An 18,289-nucleotide genomic window follows, 5' to 3' on the forward strand; every position below is an offset into this window, starting at 1 on the left:
GTAACCCATAAAAGTTAAATCAAACTGATTTTACGTTTTTCTTTTGCGGATTTATAGATAGCTTCTACAATTCTGATATCCTTCATTCCTTCTTTACCAGGAACAAGTACATTGGTGTTATTTAGTATGGACAGTGCATCATCGTCCATTTGTTTTGCCTGTTGATTTTCTATATAAGTGTTAAGTAGTTTTCCGTCACTGGTTTTTCCTTTGACACCTGCGTACATAGAAAAAGGTTGTAACTGATACCATCCATGATTACAATTGACACGTAGTTTGTGCATGTCCTGTCCTAAACTAGTTTTTCCGTGAGCGACTGCTCCTGAAGGAAATTCTAATGTAAAATGTGTTGTTTCATCGGTTTCGGTAAATATTTTAGGTCTTGTAGTCATTTGTTCTGCTACCACCGATATTGGTTCTTCACCAGTTGAATATCTCGCAGCATTTAATGAATATACGCCTAAATCATACATAGTACCTCCACCTAGTTCACGATCTAGTCTCCAGCTTTTTTGTGGATCTCCTACATTATAACCAATCTCAGCATAAACGGACTCTATTTTTCCGTAAGGTTTAGTCGTGTTCCATTTTATAAGTTGTCGGGTGTTTGGTTCGTGCTGCATTCGATAACCTATAGAAAGTTTTACTTTATTTTTATCACAAGCTTCTATAATCGATAGACATTCTTTTTCTGTTTTTGCCATGGGTTTTTCACACCACACATGTTTTCCTGTATTTGCTGCTTTGATAGCATATTTAGCGTGTAAACCTGTGGGCAATACAATGTATAAGACATCAATGTCAGAATTATCTGCAATACGATCCATCGTTTCGTAATCGTATACATTTTTGTCAGGGATACCATATTTTTTTTGCCAAAAAGGTATTTTAGAAGGTGTTCCTGTCACTATTCCTGATAATCGACAATGTTTTGTTAATTGTAACGCTGGTGCTAACACGGTAGTGCTATAATTGCCTAACGCCACCAAGCAGATTCCTAATTTCTTATTTGATGTGTTTGAAAATAAATAAGAAGAAGGTAGAAGACTGTAACCTGCCACAAGCCCAATGTTACGAATAAATGATCTTCTATCTAAACTCATAGGTCTATATAATTTGATACAGTTCTTTCTGAAGTAACTTCTCCAGTATGCTTCGTATTTGCTTTTTCAAATAAAAGGAGGTGCACTTCTTCATTATTTTTTGTAGAAGGACAATGTTCCACTCCCTTCGGAACTACAATAATTTCACCAGGTTCTACCTTTACGGTTTTATCTTTGAATTTCATATAAAGCGTACCTTTGACTACCTGAAAAAGCTCATCTTCGTGTTCGTGTTTATGCCATATAAAATCACCGCATACTTTTGCCAAGTATATCTGGTTATCATCAACCTTGGCGATTCGATGAGGATGCCATTGTTTATCAAATTGTGAAAGTTTATCCTGAATATTAATCGCCTTCATTTTTTAACTTAATTTGGTAAAAACAAGGTACTTATTTCTTGATTAATTCTAGTAGGCCTTAACGTTTCTTTATGTAGCAAACACCACATGGTTTTGGCTGTAACAATCACTTTTTGAGAAGAAGTTTCTATGATTTTAGTATGTCGTTCGCTTTTTGCTCCGTGGTGATGATCAATCCAGGTTTGAATAGTTAATTCATCATTCTCAAAAGCTGGATTATGGTATTCTATATAATGATTCAACACCACCCAGACGTAGGTGTTTCTTGTTTTTTGATCCGTTTTAGTTTCCCAGTGTTTTCTTGCTATATCCTGGATCCATTGTAAATACATCACATTATTGACGTGATTCATATCATCAATTGCGGATGCACTAACTATAATTCTTGCTTTAAATATCCGAGAGTTCATTATAGGCGTGTGCTAATTTTATTTTGATAATATACTCCAAATGATTTTATAAAAACGTTAAAAACATTTTAAAGCATAAAGAGATGTTATAAATTTATTAAACTAACTTAAAAACGTGTATTTCATGAAATCAAATCTTTTAAACATCAGTGGTGTTAAAATGCTTTCTAGAGAGCATCAAAGTATGATCAAAGGTCGAGCTGGCATTGATTTATCTCTATGTGGCTGTTCTTGTAGTGGTGCCGTAACCGGTCCGCTCTACTGCAGTAAATTTATTGCTTGTCCGCAAGTGTATACTTGCTAGAACTATTATATCAGCGTTTTTGTTAAAATCCTAGAATTACTTTCGCAATATAAAAGAAAAGAAAAATTCCAAAAATGTCGTTGCTTGTTGTTATAAAAGGACCTGTTGCGATTGCTGGGTCGATACCTCTTTTATCAAGAATTATTGGGACAAACGTACCAATTAATGCTGCTACAATAATAACGCTCATTAAAGCTACGGCTATTGTAAGACTAAATGAAATCTCATAATTCATGATTAGTCCGAAGACGATAACCAAAAGTGCCAGTGCAACTCCGTTGATCAAGCTTAACCCTACTTCTTTCAATAACCGATTCAATAAGCTTCCTTTCACATTATCATTTGCTAAACCTTGTACAATAATCGCAGAAGATTGAACCCCAACATTACCAGCCATTGCTGCAATAAGTGGTGTGTAGAAAAATAAATCTCGTATTCTTGGATTTGTCATAACATCTTCAAAATCTTGCATGATAAAAACACTTCCTAATCCTCCAAACAAACCTAATATTAACCAGGGTAAGCGCGCTCTTGTAAGTTGCCACACATTATCATCTGCTTCGACATCCTGGGATATACCTGCAGCCATTTGATAATCTTTTTCGGCTTCATCTTTTATAAAATCTACCATATCATCAATGGTAATGCGACCCACCAGTACTGTTTCATTATCTACTACAGGAATGGCTTCCAGGTCGTATTTTTGCATAACCCTAGCGACTTCTTCACCTTCAGTTTCTACATTTACATAGTCTACTTTAGGAATATATACTTCACTGATGTAAGCTTTGGCAGAAGCAGTAAGTAAGTCTTTAAGAGACAATCTTCCTTTGAGCCTCCCTTCTTTATCTACTACATAAATAGAGTGTACTCTGGTTACTTTTTCAGCTTGTTGACGCATTTCGCGAACACATCCAGCGACTGTCCAGGTTTCCTTCACCTTTACCAGTTCTTTTGCCATCAATCCACCCGCAGTATTCTCAGCATATAGTAGCAGTTCTTTTATGTCTTCTGCGTGCTTTTCGTTTTCTATTTCTGCAATTACTTCTTCTGCACGACCCTCGGGTAATTCTGCAATAATATCAGCTGCATCATCGGTATCCATTTCTTCTAGCTCTTCTGCAATTTCCTTTACAGATAAGTTGTCCAAAATGCGCTCTCTAAAATCCTCTTCTAACTCCATAAGGGCTTCAGAAGACTTTTCGCTATCGAGTAGCTTAATTAGATATGTTGCTTGATATAGATTTAATTCTCCAATGATCTCAGCGGTATCGGCAAAGTGGATTTCATTAAGTAGTTCTTGCAAGTGGGTGTCCTCTTCATCTTGAATGAGGATTTTAACTTGTTCGATAAGCTCATTGGAAATCTCGAATGACATGAAATAGGTGTTTTTGGATTTCTTTACAAACGCTCACAAAGATAACCAAAGAATTCAATTGTGGTTTAGATTGGTGTTAAATGAAATTAACTTACCGATTTTTCGATAAGTACTGTTAATTCTATAAACTGATCTACACTTAATTGTTCAGGTCTATAGGCTAAGATGTCCATTTCTTTAATTTCATTACTCAACTGGAAAGTTTTTAAGCTATTCTTCAGGGTTTTTCTTCGTTGTCCAAAGGAGGTTTTAACTACTTTGTAAAAAAACTTCTCATTGCAAGGAAGTGATTTTATAGGTTTTCGGGTTAACCTTAATACCCCGCTATCTACTTTGGGTGGTGGATTAAAAACAGATGGTGGAACCGAGAATAAATATTCCGCATCATAGAATGCTTGAGTTAGTACAGAGAGAATACCATAAACTTTACTTCCGGGTCTTTCGCAAATACGCTGAGCAACTTCTTTCTGAAACATTCCAGTAAATTCTGGTATTCTTTGACGATTCTCCAGTGTTTTAAAGACAATCTGGGATGAAATGTTGTATGGGAAATTTCCCGTAATTGCAAAAGGTTCATTATCAAATAACATATTGAGATTATGTTTAAGAAAATCTGCCTCTACTACTTTAAATGTACCTTTACTCTCTCTAATTTGTGGATGTTCTAGCGGAAAACTTGTGTTTAAATATTCGATGGATTCAGTGTCCAAATCCATAGCAATAAGATTTACATCTTTTTGCAGAATATATTTCGTAAGTACGCCCATACCAGGACCTATTTCAATAACATTTGTGTAGTTCTGTAAGGTTAGGGTATCACCAATTTTTTTTGCAATATTTTCATCCTTAAGAAAATGTTGACCTAAATGTTTTTTTGCTCGAACAGCCGTTTTTTCCCGCCAACTGTTATTTTTTGATGATTGGTTTTTGTTTTTTCTAAATTTAGATGACATGCTAGGCTTGTTTTGCGTGTGATTGAACCTTTTCTAAAATAGTCCTTTCTATTTCAATACGGTCCTTTTTTCGAAACCAGGAAGTTTCAAGGTCAATTTTATGACCGTCTTTGGTTATTATATAAGGTTCAGAACCCCCTTTAGCAGGAAAGAATTTTTTTACTTGATTATATCTTACTTTTTGTCGACCTATATATATGTAATCGTTATCAAAACTGATCATTGGATTGTTAGAACGTATAATAAGAAATGCCGCTATGATAAATAGAGTCATCAAGATGATAAATGTTACTTTTTCAAAAAATGAACTTTCTACAAAAAAAGTAATAATGTCTATAAATAAACTAATGATGAAAATACAAAATGCAGCTCCAACCACAAGACCAAAAATCTTTATCACATACAATGATGTTGGTCTGTATTGTTTCATTATTGCTCGTTAATAACTTCTAATTCGGTTCTGAAAGCAACAAAATGCCCGGCAAACTTAGTTGTTTCTGATCGAAGACGTTCTGCATCCTCATCATAATAACGTTCTAGCGTAGTCTTACTATCCGTTGTATACTGTACAGAATAGGTGATTCCACCCATTTCTTCTTCAACTAGTACCTTGCTCATAAGTGCCTTACTGAATTTTCCGGTAGCTAACATATCAGGTATGTGCTTATTTTTCATCCAAGACAACCATTCCTGGTGTTTGGTTTCTTCAATATTTATGGTAACATTGTAAATGTACATGAATCGTCAGTTGTTGATTGTTGTAAAATGCAAAGAAACAAAATTATAACGGTAATCAACCTATCATCTAATCGGAGTGGCAGTAAACTATTGTATTATAAAGTAAACTAGGGCAAGCACCTTAATAAAGGCTAATTGATAGCATCCCCCCGCAGGGTTCGATATTTTTTTCTAGCATTTACAAAATAAATACTATCTGCGTGATTAAAAATCAGTTTTTCATATAATTCTTTGGCCTTTTCTGGTTCTCCTAGCACATTTACATATAATTCTGCGAGCCAATAATAAGCATCATCTACAAGAATGTCGTTAGGATAAAACTCGATGATCTTCAGATAATTTACTTTCGCTTTTTCAAATTCTTTTTCCTTTTCAAATAGTTTAGCCTGTCGAAGAAAGGTTTCATCTTCAATTTTTCCTCCTTTGTGATTAACTAAAATCTTTTCGTAAGTAGCTATCGCTTCTTGATTCTTATTCTGGAACGCCAATAGATCACCTTTGGCAAAAATCTTTAATGCGGTCTGTGTTGAGTCTTCTAAAGAGTTATCACTAATGATAAGGCTTAGTTCCATTGCGTCATTAGCAATTAATTGAGAAGTGGATGATTTTAGTACATCTAATTGTGTCTGTGCCCAAGCAAAATCTCCTTTATAATAACTGGTTTTGGCTACTTTAAATCTGGCGTCCTGAGCTAAGAAATTATTTTTTAAGGCATTTTGTACTTGGGTATAATAGATAAGAGCCTGATTAAATTTTTGATCTAATACAAGAATATCTGCAATTTTCATTTTAACACGAGAAGATTGAAATCTAGACAGTTTTTCTCTATCCAATAATTGTTTAAGAAATTCAATAGCCTCTTGTTTCCTATCTTGATTGAAAGCCAGAAAATGTGCATAGTCAATTTGAAGACCAATGGTTTCTCTGGATTTTCCATATGTTTCGAAGATCACTTCGTATTGCGAATTGATGGACTTAAATTCTTTTTTATCTGCCAAATCCGTTTTTGCCTTTAGGATTATTTTATGAGCTTTAAGTTTCATGTCATTTCCTGCAGGTGTTTCTAGAATATAATCTAGAATATAGGTAGCAGATTTCATGTCTTTAGCACCAATAGCAATACGTGCAAGATCCAGAATGCTTTGTAATCCTTCATCTTTACGCTTATAAATTGCCTTTTCCTGAACGAAGGCTTTTTTAAAATCTTTTTCCTGCACAAAAAGCCAACTTAACATCTCATTGAAGATAATATCAGGATTTTGTTGAAGTTTTTTTATCAATAATTTTCTGAAAATTATGTTTGCTTCATTTAATGGATCGTCAGTAATATATTGATTGAAGTTTCTTTGTACAATATTTTTATAGTTAGGTTGTAGTTGAAGTAACGAAAGATAACTACCAAACATTTCTTCTAATTTACCTTGCTCACCGTATATCTTGGCAAGTTGCACATTAAAATTAGTCCCAGGATTTGAATCCATTCCTTTTTTATAAATCGTGGCTGCTTGATCCAACAGATTATACTTTTCAAATGTTTGCGCCAGTGTATATGCGGCATTTACATTATTATGATTAAAATTTTTAACGGCTTTATCATAGTATATATTTGCTTTAATAACATCACCCTGAACCTCAAAGTGGTGTCCCAGTTCTACTAAAATCTGTAAGTTGTTGGGGCTTTTTTCTATGTGTTTGTTTAAAATTTCTTCGGCTTTTTCAAACTGTTCTAGTTGCTGATAAGATTCGACAAGTCCCAAAAGGTAGTTGATACGGCTTGAGTTTTTACTATATAATTTTTGATATACAGAAAGTGCTTTTTCGTACTGACCTTGTTGCATATAATTCTTTGCCAATTGCTCGGATTGTCCAAACATTGGTATAGCAAAAAGAAAAGCTATATAAAGAAATATAAAGCGCATTGCACAAGTTTTTTGTAAATATAGCAAATAGTAACGTAGTACGTTAGTCTCGTTATATTCGAGATGGTGATTTTAGGAAAAAAATGGGTATAATACTCTATTTCACAAACCTATAGGAAACGCAAAAGCCTGGTGATCCATAGTTATATAACTTGCCTTTCGTAAATTCGATTATTTTAAAACTCTAAAACCCTACTTTATCATATCAAAGCCACAGTATGGAACTAGAACATCCGGTATTTTTATTCCTTCTGAAGTTTGGTAGTTTTCCAAAATACCTGCTAACACTCTCGGCAGTGCAAGGGAACTTCCATTAAGCGTGTGCGCCAGTTGGTTTTTTCCGTTAGCATCTTTGTATCTCAATTTAAGGCGATTTGCCTGATAAGATTCAAAATTAGAGACAGAGCTTATTTCTAACCAGCGATCCTGTGCGGTAGAAAACACTTCAAAATCATATGTGAGCGCAGATGTAAATCCAATATCACCTCCACACAGACGAAGGATACGATATGGCAACTTTAATTCTTTTAGAATTTCTTTTATATGAGCTACCATTCCGTCGAGGGCCTCGTATGAATTTTCTGGTTTTTCTATCCGTACAATTTCTACTTTATCAAATTGGTGCAGACGATTTAATCCACGCACATGTGCTCCATAAGATCCAGCTTCCCTCCTGAAACAAGGAGTGTATCCAGTACAACAGATTGGGAGATCATTTTCATTGACTAAATCATCTCTAAACATATTAGTTACTGGTACTTCTGCAGTAGGAATCAGATATAAATCATCTGTGGTAACGTGGTACATTTGTCCTTCTTTATCGGGCAATTGTCCTGTGCCATAACCCGAAGCCTCATTAACCAGATACGGAACTTGATACTCTTTATATCCAGCTTCTGTATTTTTATCCAGAAAGTAACTGATCAAAGCACGCTGAAGTTTTGCTCCTTTCCCTTTATAGACTGGGAATCCGGCTCCTGAAATCTTAACACCAAGTTCAAAATCAATGATGTCGTATTTTTTTGCCAATTCCCAATGTGGTATAGCTCCATCTACTAGAACCGGTATATTTCCTTCTCTAAATATTTCTTCATTATCTTCATCAGTTTGTCCGTCAGGAACAGAAGTGTGGGGAACGTTGGGAATCGTGTAAAGAAGCTCTGTAAGCTCTTCCTGTATTTCTGTTAATCTTATAGATAAACTTTTAGAGCTCTCTTTCAGTTGACTTGTTTTTTCTTTTAAAATAGTAGCTTTTTGGGCTTCGCCATTTTTAAATAGCATTCCAATTTCTTTCGATAATTTATTGGAGTCGGCAAGGGTGTTGTCAAGTTTTGCCTGCGTAGCACGTCTTTCTTCGTCCAGATGAATTACTTTTTCCAGTATAGGAGCAGCATCAAAATTTCTTTTAGCGAATGCCTTGATATACTCCTCTTTGTTTGCTATGATTTGTTGTACAAGTAACATGATTTTTGTTTTGGGCGAAAGAATATAAGTTGTTCTTGAGCTTGTCAAAGAACCGTGATCTTTTTCGCATTAAAGGAGCAAATTTAATAAATCCTTCATTCTGTAATACTATGGAAAGAGTAATTTTTAACAAAAATGAAATAGTAAAAAAATAATGACAACAGAAATACCTTTCTTACCATTTTTTATATTGAATCAGCTATCGGAATTTCAATATTTACAACGGTTCCTCTGTTAGATGCAGAATCAATAATCATATTTCCTGATAAAGGGTTTAATCGATTTTTGATATTCTTAAAACCAATACCATCTGCTACATTAGCTGTGTCAAAGCCAATTCCGTTATCCTCAAAAAGAAGTTGTAAGGAGGTTTCGTGTCCATTAAGGTAAATATCAATTTGGTCGGCTTTTGCGTGTTTTAAGGTATTTGTTAGGAGCTCCTGAATAATTTTGAATAATTCTTCTTTTAAAGGGTTTTCTATTTCGTTGAGTGTTCCCTCGGGATAGGGATTAAAAGAAATCATTTGATCACTGCCTTGCTGTATATTATTTACGTATTCTTTCACCAATGTAGAAATACCATTATTTTGAAATTTTTTAGAGGCTAGATTATGTGATATATTACGCACCTGTTGATACGTTTCATCAACCTGTTTCATGATTTTTGTTTGTGGATTTTCAGTATAATTCGCATTAGAAAGTTGTAGTTTTATACTTGCAAGATTTCCTCCAATGCTATCGTGTAATTCTCTGGCAAGGCGCATACGTTCGTTATTTTGTCCGTCCATTGTTGCTTTCACTAGGTTAAGCTCCTGATCTTTCATCAATCCATGCACTTTTTGAGAGTTTACTTCTTTTTGAGATTTATTGAGTTCAACTTGTGTTTTTAATTTCTGGAAGTATACCAACAACAGTGCTATTATCGGAAGTAATACCACAAGAAAACCTATGAGAAATGCTTTTTTGATCGTGCGTTGTCTTTCAATTTCACTTTCTTTTAATAGCTGTTCTTCTTTAAGCGCTAATATTTCCTTTTCTTTTTGAAGAGTTTGGTATTTTACTTCCATTTCCTTTACGATCTCCTTGTTCTGATTTGTCAGGATTTTATTAGAAACACCGAGGTATTGGGTCATTAAGTTATAAGCGTTTTCATAATCTTTTTCTGCCACTTTTAGATTTCTAAGAACCATGATAACATCTCTTTGTAGTTCTAGTTTATTCCATTGTACTGTATTTACATAGGCAGATGATAATATTATTTCTGCATCTTGTATACGTTCTTGATTATAGTATACAATACCCATCTGTATGACAGCATTGATATAGAGGTCGTAAAATTTATTTTGTAAGGAAATTTCCTTTACAGATCGAAAATATTCTAGGGCATGGCTAAGGTTATTTTCGAACATATCTATCCTTCCAAGTTTTAGTTGAGTTTCTAATCTGATTTTATTATTTTCATAAAGACGCAGGTTCTCTAAAACTTCTAGATACTTAGATTTTGCTTTTGAAACGTCTTTTTTAAAAAAATAGGTATCTGCCAGGTGTTTTTTTGCCAAAATTAATACTTCAGTATCTACTGCATTTTCTAAACAGGTTTGAAATATTGATAAAGCGGTGTCATATTCTTTTTGATAAAGGTATACTACACCTAATCCTATTTGATGCGTGTAGTACATTTTGCTCATTTTGGAAACAGGCGAAATAGCGATACCTTGGAGACGATGCTTCATAGCGTCATCAAAAAGCCCTTTCTCTAATTTACCTTTACCCAGAATATCGTAGGATCTAGAAAGATAGAAATCATACGCTAAAAGTTTGTTGTTTCTGTTACCAATTTCTTGTTGTAATAGGTTTCCATAATATATAATAGAATCCGTATTACCTGCCTGAAGATGAATTGTTGCAATAGTATCTATTATTTTTATTCTCTTTAGAAGGTTTTTTGAGGCCTTTAGGTCTCTATAAAAGTGTTGGTCTACGGTGTTAGGCGTTTGACCAAAAAAGGAATACTGATCCTTCTTTTCCTGAGATTTAACAGAAAATGAAAAAACTATTATGAAAACATAAAAAAAGGCAAGAGAAATTATACGCATATGGATACAGTTCTATACATCTTGGTAGTTTAGATATGTTTATTCTTTATTATATTTAATAACCCAAGGATTGGTAGTAAAATAATTCCATTCTACACTTGTCAAATCAATATCTGGATCAATTAATACTTTTAGCTTTTTGCCATTTACAGAAACCTTACTGTTAGCATAAACAGCTATATCTTGTCCTTCTTTCAGGTATTCTTTTTTAAGGAATTGAGCAAATTGCCATATGGCGTCGGGTTTAGTATTTACCAGACGGCGTTGTTTTATGGTTAGATATTGATTTTTGTCAATTTTCACTTTACGGGATTTATCATCCTTAAATTCAACATAGAAATTAGTATAACCCGATCGGCCCCGAAGCATCATTCTCCAGCTTAATTTGTGTCCTTCTTCTGTCCATAATACGTCTCCAGGGATGAACCAATGGCGAACAGGTAAAGCAAGTTGGATGATAAACCAAATGACTAATGCTGGAATTAAAAGTTTTTTGTATGTTGGAACGATCACCTCGTTCGCAGTGTAGAACTCTTTTTTAAACATAAAAATGCTATGGATCCATTCTTTAGAAAAGAAAAATACACTAAAGGCTAAGGATAGGTATGGAAATATCCCTATCTGAAATACAATTGAATTAAATAAGTGAAAAAAGATACTAATGATAAATGCAGAAAGACGAGTTTTTCTCCATAATAACAAAGGAATGATAAGAAGGTCAAATAAAATTCCAAAATAGGTAATACTAACGTGTGTCCAATGTTGTTGTAGGAGCGTTCCAATAATCGGATAATTAGCCCGGGAAAGCATTAGGTTTTTTGCCACTGTATAATCTAACCAGTCCGGATATAATTTTGCGACTGAAGCGTATGTGTATACAATCCAGAGCTGTATTATAATGAGTAATACACACCATTGGGGCATTGCTATTTTTTTTAATGACGGATTTCGTCTCACATCCATAGAAAAATAACCGCTAGCAGGAAGTGTGCTCATCAGAATACACAGTAGTAATAATAGATAATAGTGATTATTATAGGATGACTTTTGCATATAATAGACTCCTGCCCAAAGAAATGTATATCCAATCATGCTCCATCGGTACTTAAAACCAATCATTATAAAAACACCAAGTATCCCCATCAATGCAAAGTAGTAATACATACCGTTGCCAGAAAGAGGCTGTAAAAAATCTAATCCTATAAAGTTAAATGTGAATTGGGGTTCTACGAGCGTTCGTTTTACCCATCCGGTAAGAATAGCTCCAAAAGATTCTGCGGCAATCAGAAATCCAAAAAAAACTCTAAATATTATTAAAGCACTGTTATCTATTTGTGTAAATAGCCAACGATTAATCATACCATAGAGTTTATAAAATCTCTGGAAAAGTCTTCATCATCCTGCATCGCAGTTTTTAACGCTTCAATAGAGTCAAATTTTTTCTCATCTCTAATTCGTTTTAGCATTTCTATCTGAATCTTTTTTTCATATAAGTTAAAGGAAGCATCAAAAAAATGAGTTTCAATAGTTTGATGTTTTCCATCTACAGTAGGATTAAAACCAATATTCATCATTCCAAAATATGTTTTATTGTTGATCTGAGACTTTACAATATATACACCTTTTTTTGGGATGAGCTTATATTCTTCTTCTATATGAAGATTGGCAGTAGGGTATTCTAGTTTGCGGCCAAGTTCTTTTCCTTTGATGATCTTACCAGTAAGCATAAAATTATATCCCAAATACTTATTGGCTTTAGCAATATTTCCATCAAGTAGAGCTTCTCGAATTTTAGTAGAACTTACAGCTACGTCATCAATATCCTGTTTGGAAATTTCTTCAACGGTAAAATCATTTTTAATTCCAAAAGAAGCAAGATCCGTAATATTAGAATTTCGATTTCTTCCGAAACGATGGTCATACCCGATAATAACGTGACGTACGCTTAGTTTTTTAATCAACATTTCTTCTACATATTCTTTTGCAGAAAGTCTGGAAAACTCTTTAGTAAATGGATGGATTACCAAGCTGTCTAACCCTGTTTTTTCTAGAATCTGAATTCGTTCGTCGATGGTGTTGATCAATTTGATGTTTGTATCTTTTTGTAACACCATTCTCGGATGAGGAAAAAAGGTAAGAATAACAGATTCAAGGTTATTTCGTTTAGCAGCCTCTACTAACCGTTCAATTATTTTTTTGTGCCCAATATGTACTCCATCAAAAGTTCCAATAGTTACTACTGATGGTGTTTGGTTGTCATATGTCTTGGCATCTGTATAGCGTTTCATCCTAGGTTTTTATTGGTTTTTAGTGCTTGGTGAAATATGATAAGAGGCGAAGAAATTAATGTCAATTCTGAAGTGGTTTTTTGTTCCAAAAAGATTAATTTTAGTAAAATCATGCTTTGTAATCCAAGTTTGCATAACATTTGCTACAGTGGTTGTCAAGTAGTAATTATGAGCTATAAAATTAAACAAATGTTGTGAGATGTACTATTTATTTTCCGTTAAAGGCATTCATAGTATTTGCTAGTCCAGCCGTTGCAAAGGATTTTATTAAAGCAACTGCTTTGTCTAAACGTTCGGGCATAGCAATTTCTTCTTCGGTTCCCCATTCTCCCAAAACATAATCAACCTGTCTTCCTTTATTAAATTCTGCTCCAACACCAAACCGGAACCTGCAGTATTTAGAGGTGTTTAGTTGGGCTTCTATATCTTTCAGTCCATTATGACCTCCTGCGCTACCTTTTGCCTTTAGCCGAATAGTTCCGAAGGAAAGATTAATGTCATCTGTAATGATTAATAGGTTTTCCACAGGAACCTTTTCTTTAGTCAACCAATATTTAACTGCCTTTCCACTAAGATTCATAAAGGTATTTGGTTTTAACAAAAGAATCGTACGTCCTTTATGCTTATAAGTTGTTAGATCACCAAGTTTTGCGGTTTCAAAAGTTAGACTTTCTTCTTTTGCCAGTGAATCTAGAATCTTAAAGCCAATATTATGACGAGTGTTATGATATTTAGGTCCAATATTACCGAGACCTACTACAAGAAATTTTTTCATAAGATCTTCCTGAGTTTCTTCTTGAGTTTTTTGGTTTTGTTTAGAAAATATTTTATAAAAAAAGCTTTTCAATATTTTAAATGGTTTGAGCTGTCCAGAAACCTGGTGGTGATTTGTAACAGATTACTTTTACTTGGTGAATGTTATTTCCTAATGATTTTTTATTTGTGTAAAATTAGGTGTTTTAGGCTTAATACTCAAATATGCTATGTTGATGACAAATATCTAGAATAAATTGCTTTTTAATTCTTATTTGATGAATAAACTTTGGATTGGGTTTTGATAACGGTCGACTTATGTCAATTTATTTCAGAGGGTGTCAGTAAACAAAAAGCCCTGAAACAACTTGCTTCAGGGCTTTTATAAAATTAAGGTTATCTATCTATAATTTTATTCTTTTATAAAGCGAGCAGTCTGATTATTTATTTTTAGCATATACACTCCAGCTTCTAGACTCTGAACATTGATAGTGTTAGAGAAAGTTCCTTTAAGAACAGTTTGCCCTAACATATTGTATATAGAGTATTGTTCGGTTCCTGAATTTCCTGCACGTACATTAAGAATTGCTCCTTTTAACGGATTAGGGTATACAGATAATAATGCTGTTGGTGGTCCTAGAGGATCTTCAGAAATTGTCGTAAATGATACGGTAGTTCCACAAGCTCCTAGATTAGTCCACCCTGTAGTAGTTCTTTCAAATAAATTTCCTTGGTACGTAACTCGATCTCCAGGTTGGTATGATTGAGAACTTGACCATTCTGATACTCCTTCGCAAATATCAGTTGATCCGCCGCCACCAGAGGTATTGGATAATGATAGGTTATCAATTGCAATATCAGCTTGCCACGTAGATCCGGTAATTCTATTTAGCCTAAGTTGAACACTTCCTCCTGCATATGCAGCGAGATCAATACTGGCTGTTAACCAAGAGTTTCCTTTGTTTCCTGATTCACTCCAAAGATTTGTCCATGTAACCCCGTTATCGGTACTGGCATCCAAGGCAATACTTCCCATATCTGTTGCACCATACATATGGTAGCTAAAAGATATACTAGCTTCAGAAAGACTGGATAAATCAAAACAAGGTGAGTTTAAGATTGCTTGTTTGTTAGGATACCCTGTTCCGTTACCAGAAGCTTCCACAAAAATGTAGTAAGAGCCTTGTGCTGCAGAAGACGGTCCTGTGCCGCTAGAAGGTGTTCCACTAGCATCAACTGACCAGTTAATATCATCAGTGTTAGACTGTGTCCATGATCCAAGCGTATTTTCAAATCCCTCATCATAAGGGAAAGAAGAAATACCTGATGTACAACCACTTCCGGTAGATCCTCCCGATGTAGTTACCGTTATTATATTACTAAATGCTGATTCATTTCCGGCAGCATCTTTTGCTTTTATGCTAAACTGATATGCTGTATCAGCGGTTAATCCAGTTACGTTTGTAGTTGTATCTGTAACTTCTCCAAGATTAGTGCTGCCCTGGTATACATCGTATGCCGTTACACCTACATTATCTGTAGCTGGATTCCAGGATAAAGTTACTGTAGTTTCTGCAACATTTGATGCTGTTAATCCTGTTGGTACTGTTGGCGCTTGCGTGTCAGGTGCTGCTGCAGTAGTAACATTCACTGTATTACTAAATGCTGATTCATTTCCAGCAGCATCTTTTGCTTTTACGCTAAATTGATAAGCTGTGCTTGCTGTTAGTCCGGTAACGTTTGCCGTAGTTGTTGTTACTTCACCAAGAATAGAGCTACCTTGATATACATCATATGCTGTTACACCTACATTATCTGTGGCTGGATTCCAAGATAAAGTGACCGTAGTTTCTTTGACATCAGAAGCAGCTAATCCTGTGGGTGCTGTTGGTGTTTGTGTATCACCAGTAGAAGCTCCAATAGTCACCGAATAATCTTCTACCTCTCCATACTGGAATGATTCACAAGAAGTTGGTACACCGTTATATTTCATAGAAACACGCATTCTTGTGTTTCCATTGGTTGCACTTGCAGGTACTGTAAAGGCTCCACTAACAGGTGTGGTTTGTGTAGCTGCTTGAGTCCACACTTGTTCTCCTGCGTCGGTAAAACTACCATTTTGGTTGTAGTCAATCCATACACTGTACCCTTCGCTATAAACCGTTCCTGTCCAGGTTGGTGTTACAGTAATGGTATAGGTTTCTCCTTTTGAAATTGACGTGGAAACAGAGGTAAAATCGGTATAACCACCACTTCCTGCGCCAGAAGCATTGTTAATTGTTCCTAGTTGTACATTCCCAATATATTCATCTGCTATACTATTCCCATTTGATGCGCAATAGTTTAGTTGAATTTCGGTAGTAGTAAAAGTAGTAGATGCACTATAAGAAGAAGTTGAACCATCAGAACAGTTACTTCTTACTTGTACTTCGTATGATGTAGTGGCAGCTAAACCAGGAATTGTGGCAGAAGTTCCGCTAGCTGTTTGTGTGGTCCACGTTGAAGTACCAGTTTGGCGATATCTTACATCAAAAGATGCTCCAGGAATTGCAGTCCAGTTGATGGTCGCTGTATCAGAGCCTATGTTAGTTGACCCTACTCCTGCAGGGACTGTAGCATTACAAACAACAGGTGTGCCTGTTAATCCAGTTACAATAAGAGAAAAATTCTGACTTCCGCCAACTAAAGAACCTTTATTGGTTACTGTAATTGTGTAAGAACCAGAAGCATTTGCTATATCAATTCTCTCGTAGGGATCGACTGTATTATCTCCTGTTCCGTTGGTAGTAATACTGGTTAATCTATAAGGAGTATAAGTTGTAGAATTTTGTGTAACTCTAATGTCTAAATCATTTACTAAAATAGCAGTCGAAGAGTTGGTGGCTGTAGTAGCTGTACCTGCACGATCTGTCCAAGAAATAGAAGCTAACAAAGGGTTCACTCCGTCAGAATCTACAGTAATTGAGTACGTTTGACCACTATTCAAAGTAAGTTCCTCAATTTTCGTTTCATTTCCGTTAGCAGAAATAACCTCTGCAGCAGCTTTCGCATTCATTAACCCCCATCCATATACCGCATCAGGTCCAGAAGGTCCTGCATCATCAGCAGTATGAAGTGCAACTCCTTTTAAAGTAGCTGCTCTCATAAAACTTCCATTTAGATTATCATAATGCTGTTGTAATAATAATAAAGATCCGGTAACATTTGGAGAGGCCATTGACGTTCCTGTAATACTATTATAGGCAGTATCACTGCTAGCATATGTTGAATAGACACCAGTCCCGTTTCCGGTAATATCCGGCTTGATTCTAAAATCATCAGTTGGTCCTTCACTACTAGAACTATTGATTGTTACACTGCTTAATGATCCATCTGCATTTATACTTGCATCTTGTGCATTCGCAACCACCATATTGTTTTTTGAAGTAGAGTGCCCGGTTAACTTATCATATGATGAGTTTCCACCCAGTGGTTGACCATTGTAGTTGTTTTGGTTACCGTCATTACCTGCGGCAACTACCATTAGATAATAAGGTGCATTGAACATTACTTCATCCCAAGCTTCAGATTCGTCTATATAAGCTCCAAAATATTGATCAGGAACCAAGTCACTTCGGAATCCATAAGAGTGGTTAGATACCAGCATACCATTTGCAGCGGCAGCTGTTGCCTCGGCTACATCATTATTCCACATATATCCATTTACTTTAGCCTGAGAAGCCATCCCCTTTGCATCCGCTTGTACACCAGAGGCCATAATTGTTCCAGTTACATGACCTGCGTGAAAATTAAGTTGTACTCCACCTTCTGATGACACATCCTGAATAGTTACACGATTAGTACCTCCAGCGCCATCATATTCTTGGTGAGATGCTCTGGCGTGACCACCATCCCAAACGTGAGCCGTCATGTTTTGGCCATCTAGATTAAGCCCTAATGACCCTCCTGAATTAAGATGATTTGTCCTGGTTGATCGTGCAGCATCTACATTAAAAGTAGTATAATAAATTGGCTTTCCATCTACTGAAAGTTTTTGTAGCTCTGAAAAAGTCCCATCTTTGAGTGTGGTTTTAATAGGCCATCCATTTTTTTGAGCTGCTTGTATAGCTTCTTTTTTCTGAATAACTGCTTTTTTAGCACTTTGTTCTTGTAGTTGATTAAGTTTATAAAGATTACTATTCTGAATTATTTTTGACTTTTGTGCTGCACTTTGAGCAAATACTCCGGCCGAAAGAAGTAGCATAGTAGAAAAAACTAGCATGGGTAGTTTTTCAAACCTTTTCCTAATAAGGTTTTTGTAACTTTTTTTCATTTTTATTGAGTTTGAGTTAGTGGTAATTTAATTTCCTTGACGATTCGTTAAGGAAACGACCAAAACTCTTAAAATATTCCTAATTAAAAAAAGATTTTCGATGAAGAGGTTAAAAATCACTGTACAAAACCTTAACATTGAGTTAACATTTGTTTCAAAGACGGATGTATGTAGGTAGAGTACTACAAAGTACGGTTAACACATTGCAT

At 35.1% G+C, this 18,289-nt stretch carries 14 protein-coding genes; all 14 read right to left on the minus strand.

What is annotated here, in order from left to right:
- Window positions 1-14 precede the first annotated feature (14 nt).
- A complete protein-coding gene (locus tag ACWGOQ_RS00305) occupies window positions 15-1,103 on the minus strand; it encodes a Gfo/Idh/MocA family protein (protein ID WP_452056549.1) in 1,089 nt (362 codons plus the stop codon).
- The gene (locus tag ACWGOQ_RS00310) at window positions 1,100-1,465 is read right to left on the minus strand and encodes a cupin domain-containing protein (RefSeq protein ID WP_452056550.1); all 366 of its coding nucleotides are present in this window, start codon (window positions 1,463-1,465) and stop codon (window positions 1,100-1,102) included. Before ACWGOQ_RS00310 ends, ACWGOQ_RS00305 begins: the two co-directional genes overlap by 4 nt.
- Window positions 1,466-1,473: 8 nt before the next feature.
- Window positions 1,474-1,875: an acyl-CoA thioesterase gene (locus ACWGOQ_RS00315; RefSeq protein ID WP_452056551.1), complete on the minus strand. Its 402-nt coding sequence runs from the start codon at window positions 1,873-1,875 to the stop codon at window positions 1,474-1,476.
- A gap of 326 nt (window positions 1,876-2,201) precedes the next feature.
- Window positions 2,202-3,557, minus strand: a complete 1,356-nt coding sequence (mgtE, locus tag ACWGOQ_RS00320) for a magnesium transporter (protein WP_452056552.1) — start codon at window positions 3,555-3,557, stop codon at window positions 2,202-2,204.
- 86 nt (window positions 3,558-3,643) lie between these two features.
- Window positions 3,644-4,510 carry a 16S rRNA (adenine(1518)-N(6)/adenine(1519)-N(6))-dimethyltransferase RsmA gene (gene rsmA, locus ACWGOQ_RS00325; RefSeq protein ID WP_452056553.1) on the minus strand — a complete coding sequence of 289 codons (867 nt, stop codon included), beginning with the start codon at window positions 4,508-4,510 and terminating at the stop codon, window positions 3,644-3,646.
- A gap of 1 nt (window position 4,511) precedes the next feature.
- Window positions 4,512-4,940, minus strand: a complete 429-nt coding sequence (locus ACWGOQ_RS00330; protein WP_452056554.1) for a hypothetical protein — start codon at window positions 4,938-4,940, stop codon at window positions 4,512-4,514.
- Window positions 4,940-5,248, minus strand: a complete 309-nt coding sequence (locus ACWGOQ_RS00335) for a DUF4286 family protein (RefSeq protein WP_452056555.1) — start codon at window positions 5,246-5,248, stop codon at window positions 4,940-4,942. The genes ACWGOQ_RS00330 and ACWGOQ_RS00335 overlap by 1 nt, the downstream gene beginning before the upstream one ends.
- Before the next feature lie 131 nt (window positions 5,249-5,379).
- Window positions 5,380-7,167 (minus strand): tetratricopeptide repeat protein, encoded by a 1,788-nt coding sequence (locus ACWGOQ_RS00340; protein WP_452056556.1) that lies wholly within the window; start codon window positions 7,165-7,167, stop codon window positions 5,380-5,382.
- Between the two features lie 192 nt (window positions 7,168-7,359).
- The gene (gene serS / locus ACWGOQ_RS00345) at window positions 7,360-8,631 is read right to left on the minus strand and encodes a serine--tRNA ligase (protein WP_452056557.1); all 1,272 of its coding nucleotides are present in this window, start codon (window positions 8,629-8,631) and stop codon (window positions 7,360-7,362) included.
- A gap of 185 nt (window positions 8,632-8,816) precedes the next feature.
- Window positions 8,817-10,727 (minus strand): ATP-binding protein, encoded by a 1,911-nt coding sequence (locus ACWGOQ_RS00350; RefSeq protein ID WP_452056558.1) that lies wholly within the window; start codon window positions 10,725-10,727, stop codon window positions 8,817-8,819.
- Window positions 10,728-10,766: 39 nt separating this feature from the next.
- Window positions 10,767-12,086: an HTTM domain-containing protein gene (locus ACWGOQ_RS00355; RefSeq protein ID WP_452056559.1), complete on the minus strand. Its 1,320-nt coding sequence runs from the start codon at window positions 12,084-12,086 to the stop codon at window positions 10,767-10,769.
- The gene (locus ACWGOQ_RS00360) at window positions 12,083-13,015 is read right to left on the minus strand and encodes a bifunctional riboflavin kinase/FAD synthetase (protein WP_452056560.1); all 933 of its coding nucleotides are present in this window, start codon (window positions 13,013-13,015) and stop codon (window positions 12,083-12,085) included. Before ACWGOQ_RS00360 ends, ACWGOQ_RS00355 begins: the two co-directional genes overlap by 4 nt.
- Before the next feature lie 208 nt (window positions 13,016-13,223).
- Window positions 13,224-13,790 (minus strand): aminoacyl-tRNA hydrolase, encoded by a 567-nt coding sequence (gene pth, locus ACWGOQ_RS00365; protein WP_452056561.1) that lies wholly within the window; start codon window positions 13,788-13,790, stop codon window positions 13,224-13,226.
- 390 nt (window positions 13,791-14,180) lie between these two features.
- Window positions 14,181-18,080 carry a fibronectin type III domain-containing protein gene (locus tag ACWGOQ_RS00370; protein WP_452056562.1) on the minus strand — a complete coding sequence of 1,300 codons (3,900 nt, stop codon included), beginning with the start codon at window positions 18,078-18,080 and terminating at the stop codon, window positions 14,181-14,183.
- Window positions 18,081-18,289 lie beyond the last annotated feature (209 nt).

This window comes from Aquimarina ulvae (assembly GCF_053613295.3).

Coding starts and splice junctions, on each gene's coding strand:
- ACWGOQ_RS00370 (WP_452056562.1), bottom strand. CDS start 18,080: ATGAAAAAAAGTTACAAAAACCTTATTAGGAAAAGGTTTGAAAAACTA.
- ACWGOQ_RS00305 (WP_452056549.1), bottom strand. CDS start 1,103: ATGAGTTTAGATAGAAGATCATTTATTCGTAACATTGGGCTTGTGGCA.
- ACWGOQ_RS00315 (WP_452056551.1), bottom strand. CDS start 1,875: ATGAACTCTCGGATATTTAAAGCAAGAATTATAGTTAGTGCATCCGCA.
- serS (WP_452056557.1), bottom strand. CDS start 8,631: ATGTTACTTGTACAACAAATCATAGCAAACAAAGAGGAGTATATCAAG.
- pth (WP_452056561.1), bottom strand. CDS start 13,790: ATGAAAAAATTTCTTGTAGTAGGTCTCGGTAATATTGGACCTAAATAT.
- rsmA (WP_452056553.1), bottom strand. CDS start 4,510: ATGTCATCTAAATTTAGAAAAAACAAAAACCAATCATCAAAAAATAAC.
- ACWGOQ_RS00335 (WP_452056555.1), bottom strand. CDS start 5,248: ATGTACATTTACAATGTTACCATAAATATTGAAGAAACCAAACACCAG.
- ACWGOQ_RS00360 (WP_452056560.1), bottom strand. CDS start 13,015: ATGAAACGCTATACAGATGCCAAGACATATGACAACCAAACACCATCA.
- ACWGOQ_RS00340 (WP_452056556.1), bottom strand. CDS start 7,167: ATGCGCTTTATATTTCTTTATATAGCTTTTCTTTTTGCTATACCAATG.
- ACWGOQ_RS00330 (WP_452056554.1), bottom strand. CDS start 4,940: ATGAAACAATACAGACCAACATCATTGTATGTGATAAAGATTTTTGGT.
- ACWGOQ_RS00310 (WP_452056550.1), bottom strand. CDS start 1,465: ATGAAGGCGATTAATATTCAGGATAAACTTTCACAATTTGATAAACAA.
- ACWGOQ_RS00355 (WP_452056559.1), bottom strand. CDS start 12,086: ATGATTAATCGTTGGCTATTTACACAAATAGATAACAGTGCTTTAATA.
- ACWGOQ_RS00350 (WP_452056558.1), bottom strand. CDS start 10,727: ATGCGTATAATTTCTCTTGCCTTTTTTTATGTTTTCATAATAGTTTTT.
- mgtE (WP_452056552.1), bottom strand. CDS start 3,557: ATGTCATTCGAGATTTCCAATGAGCTTATCGAACAAGTTAAAATCCTC.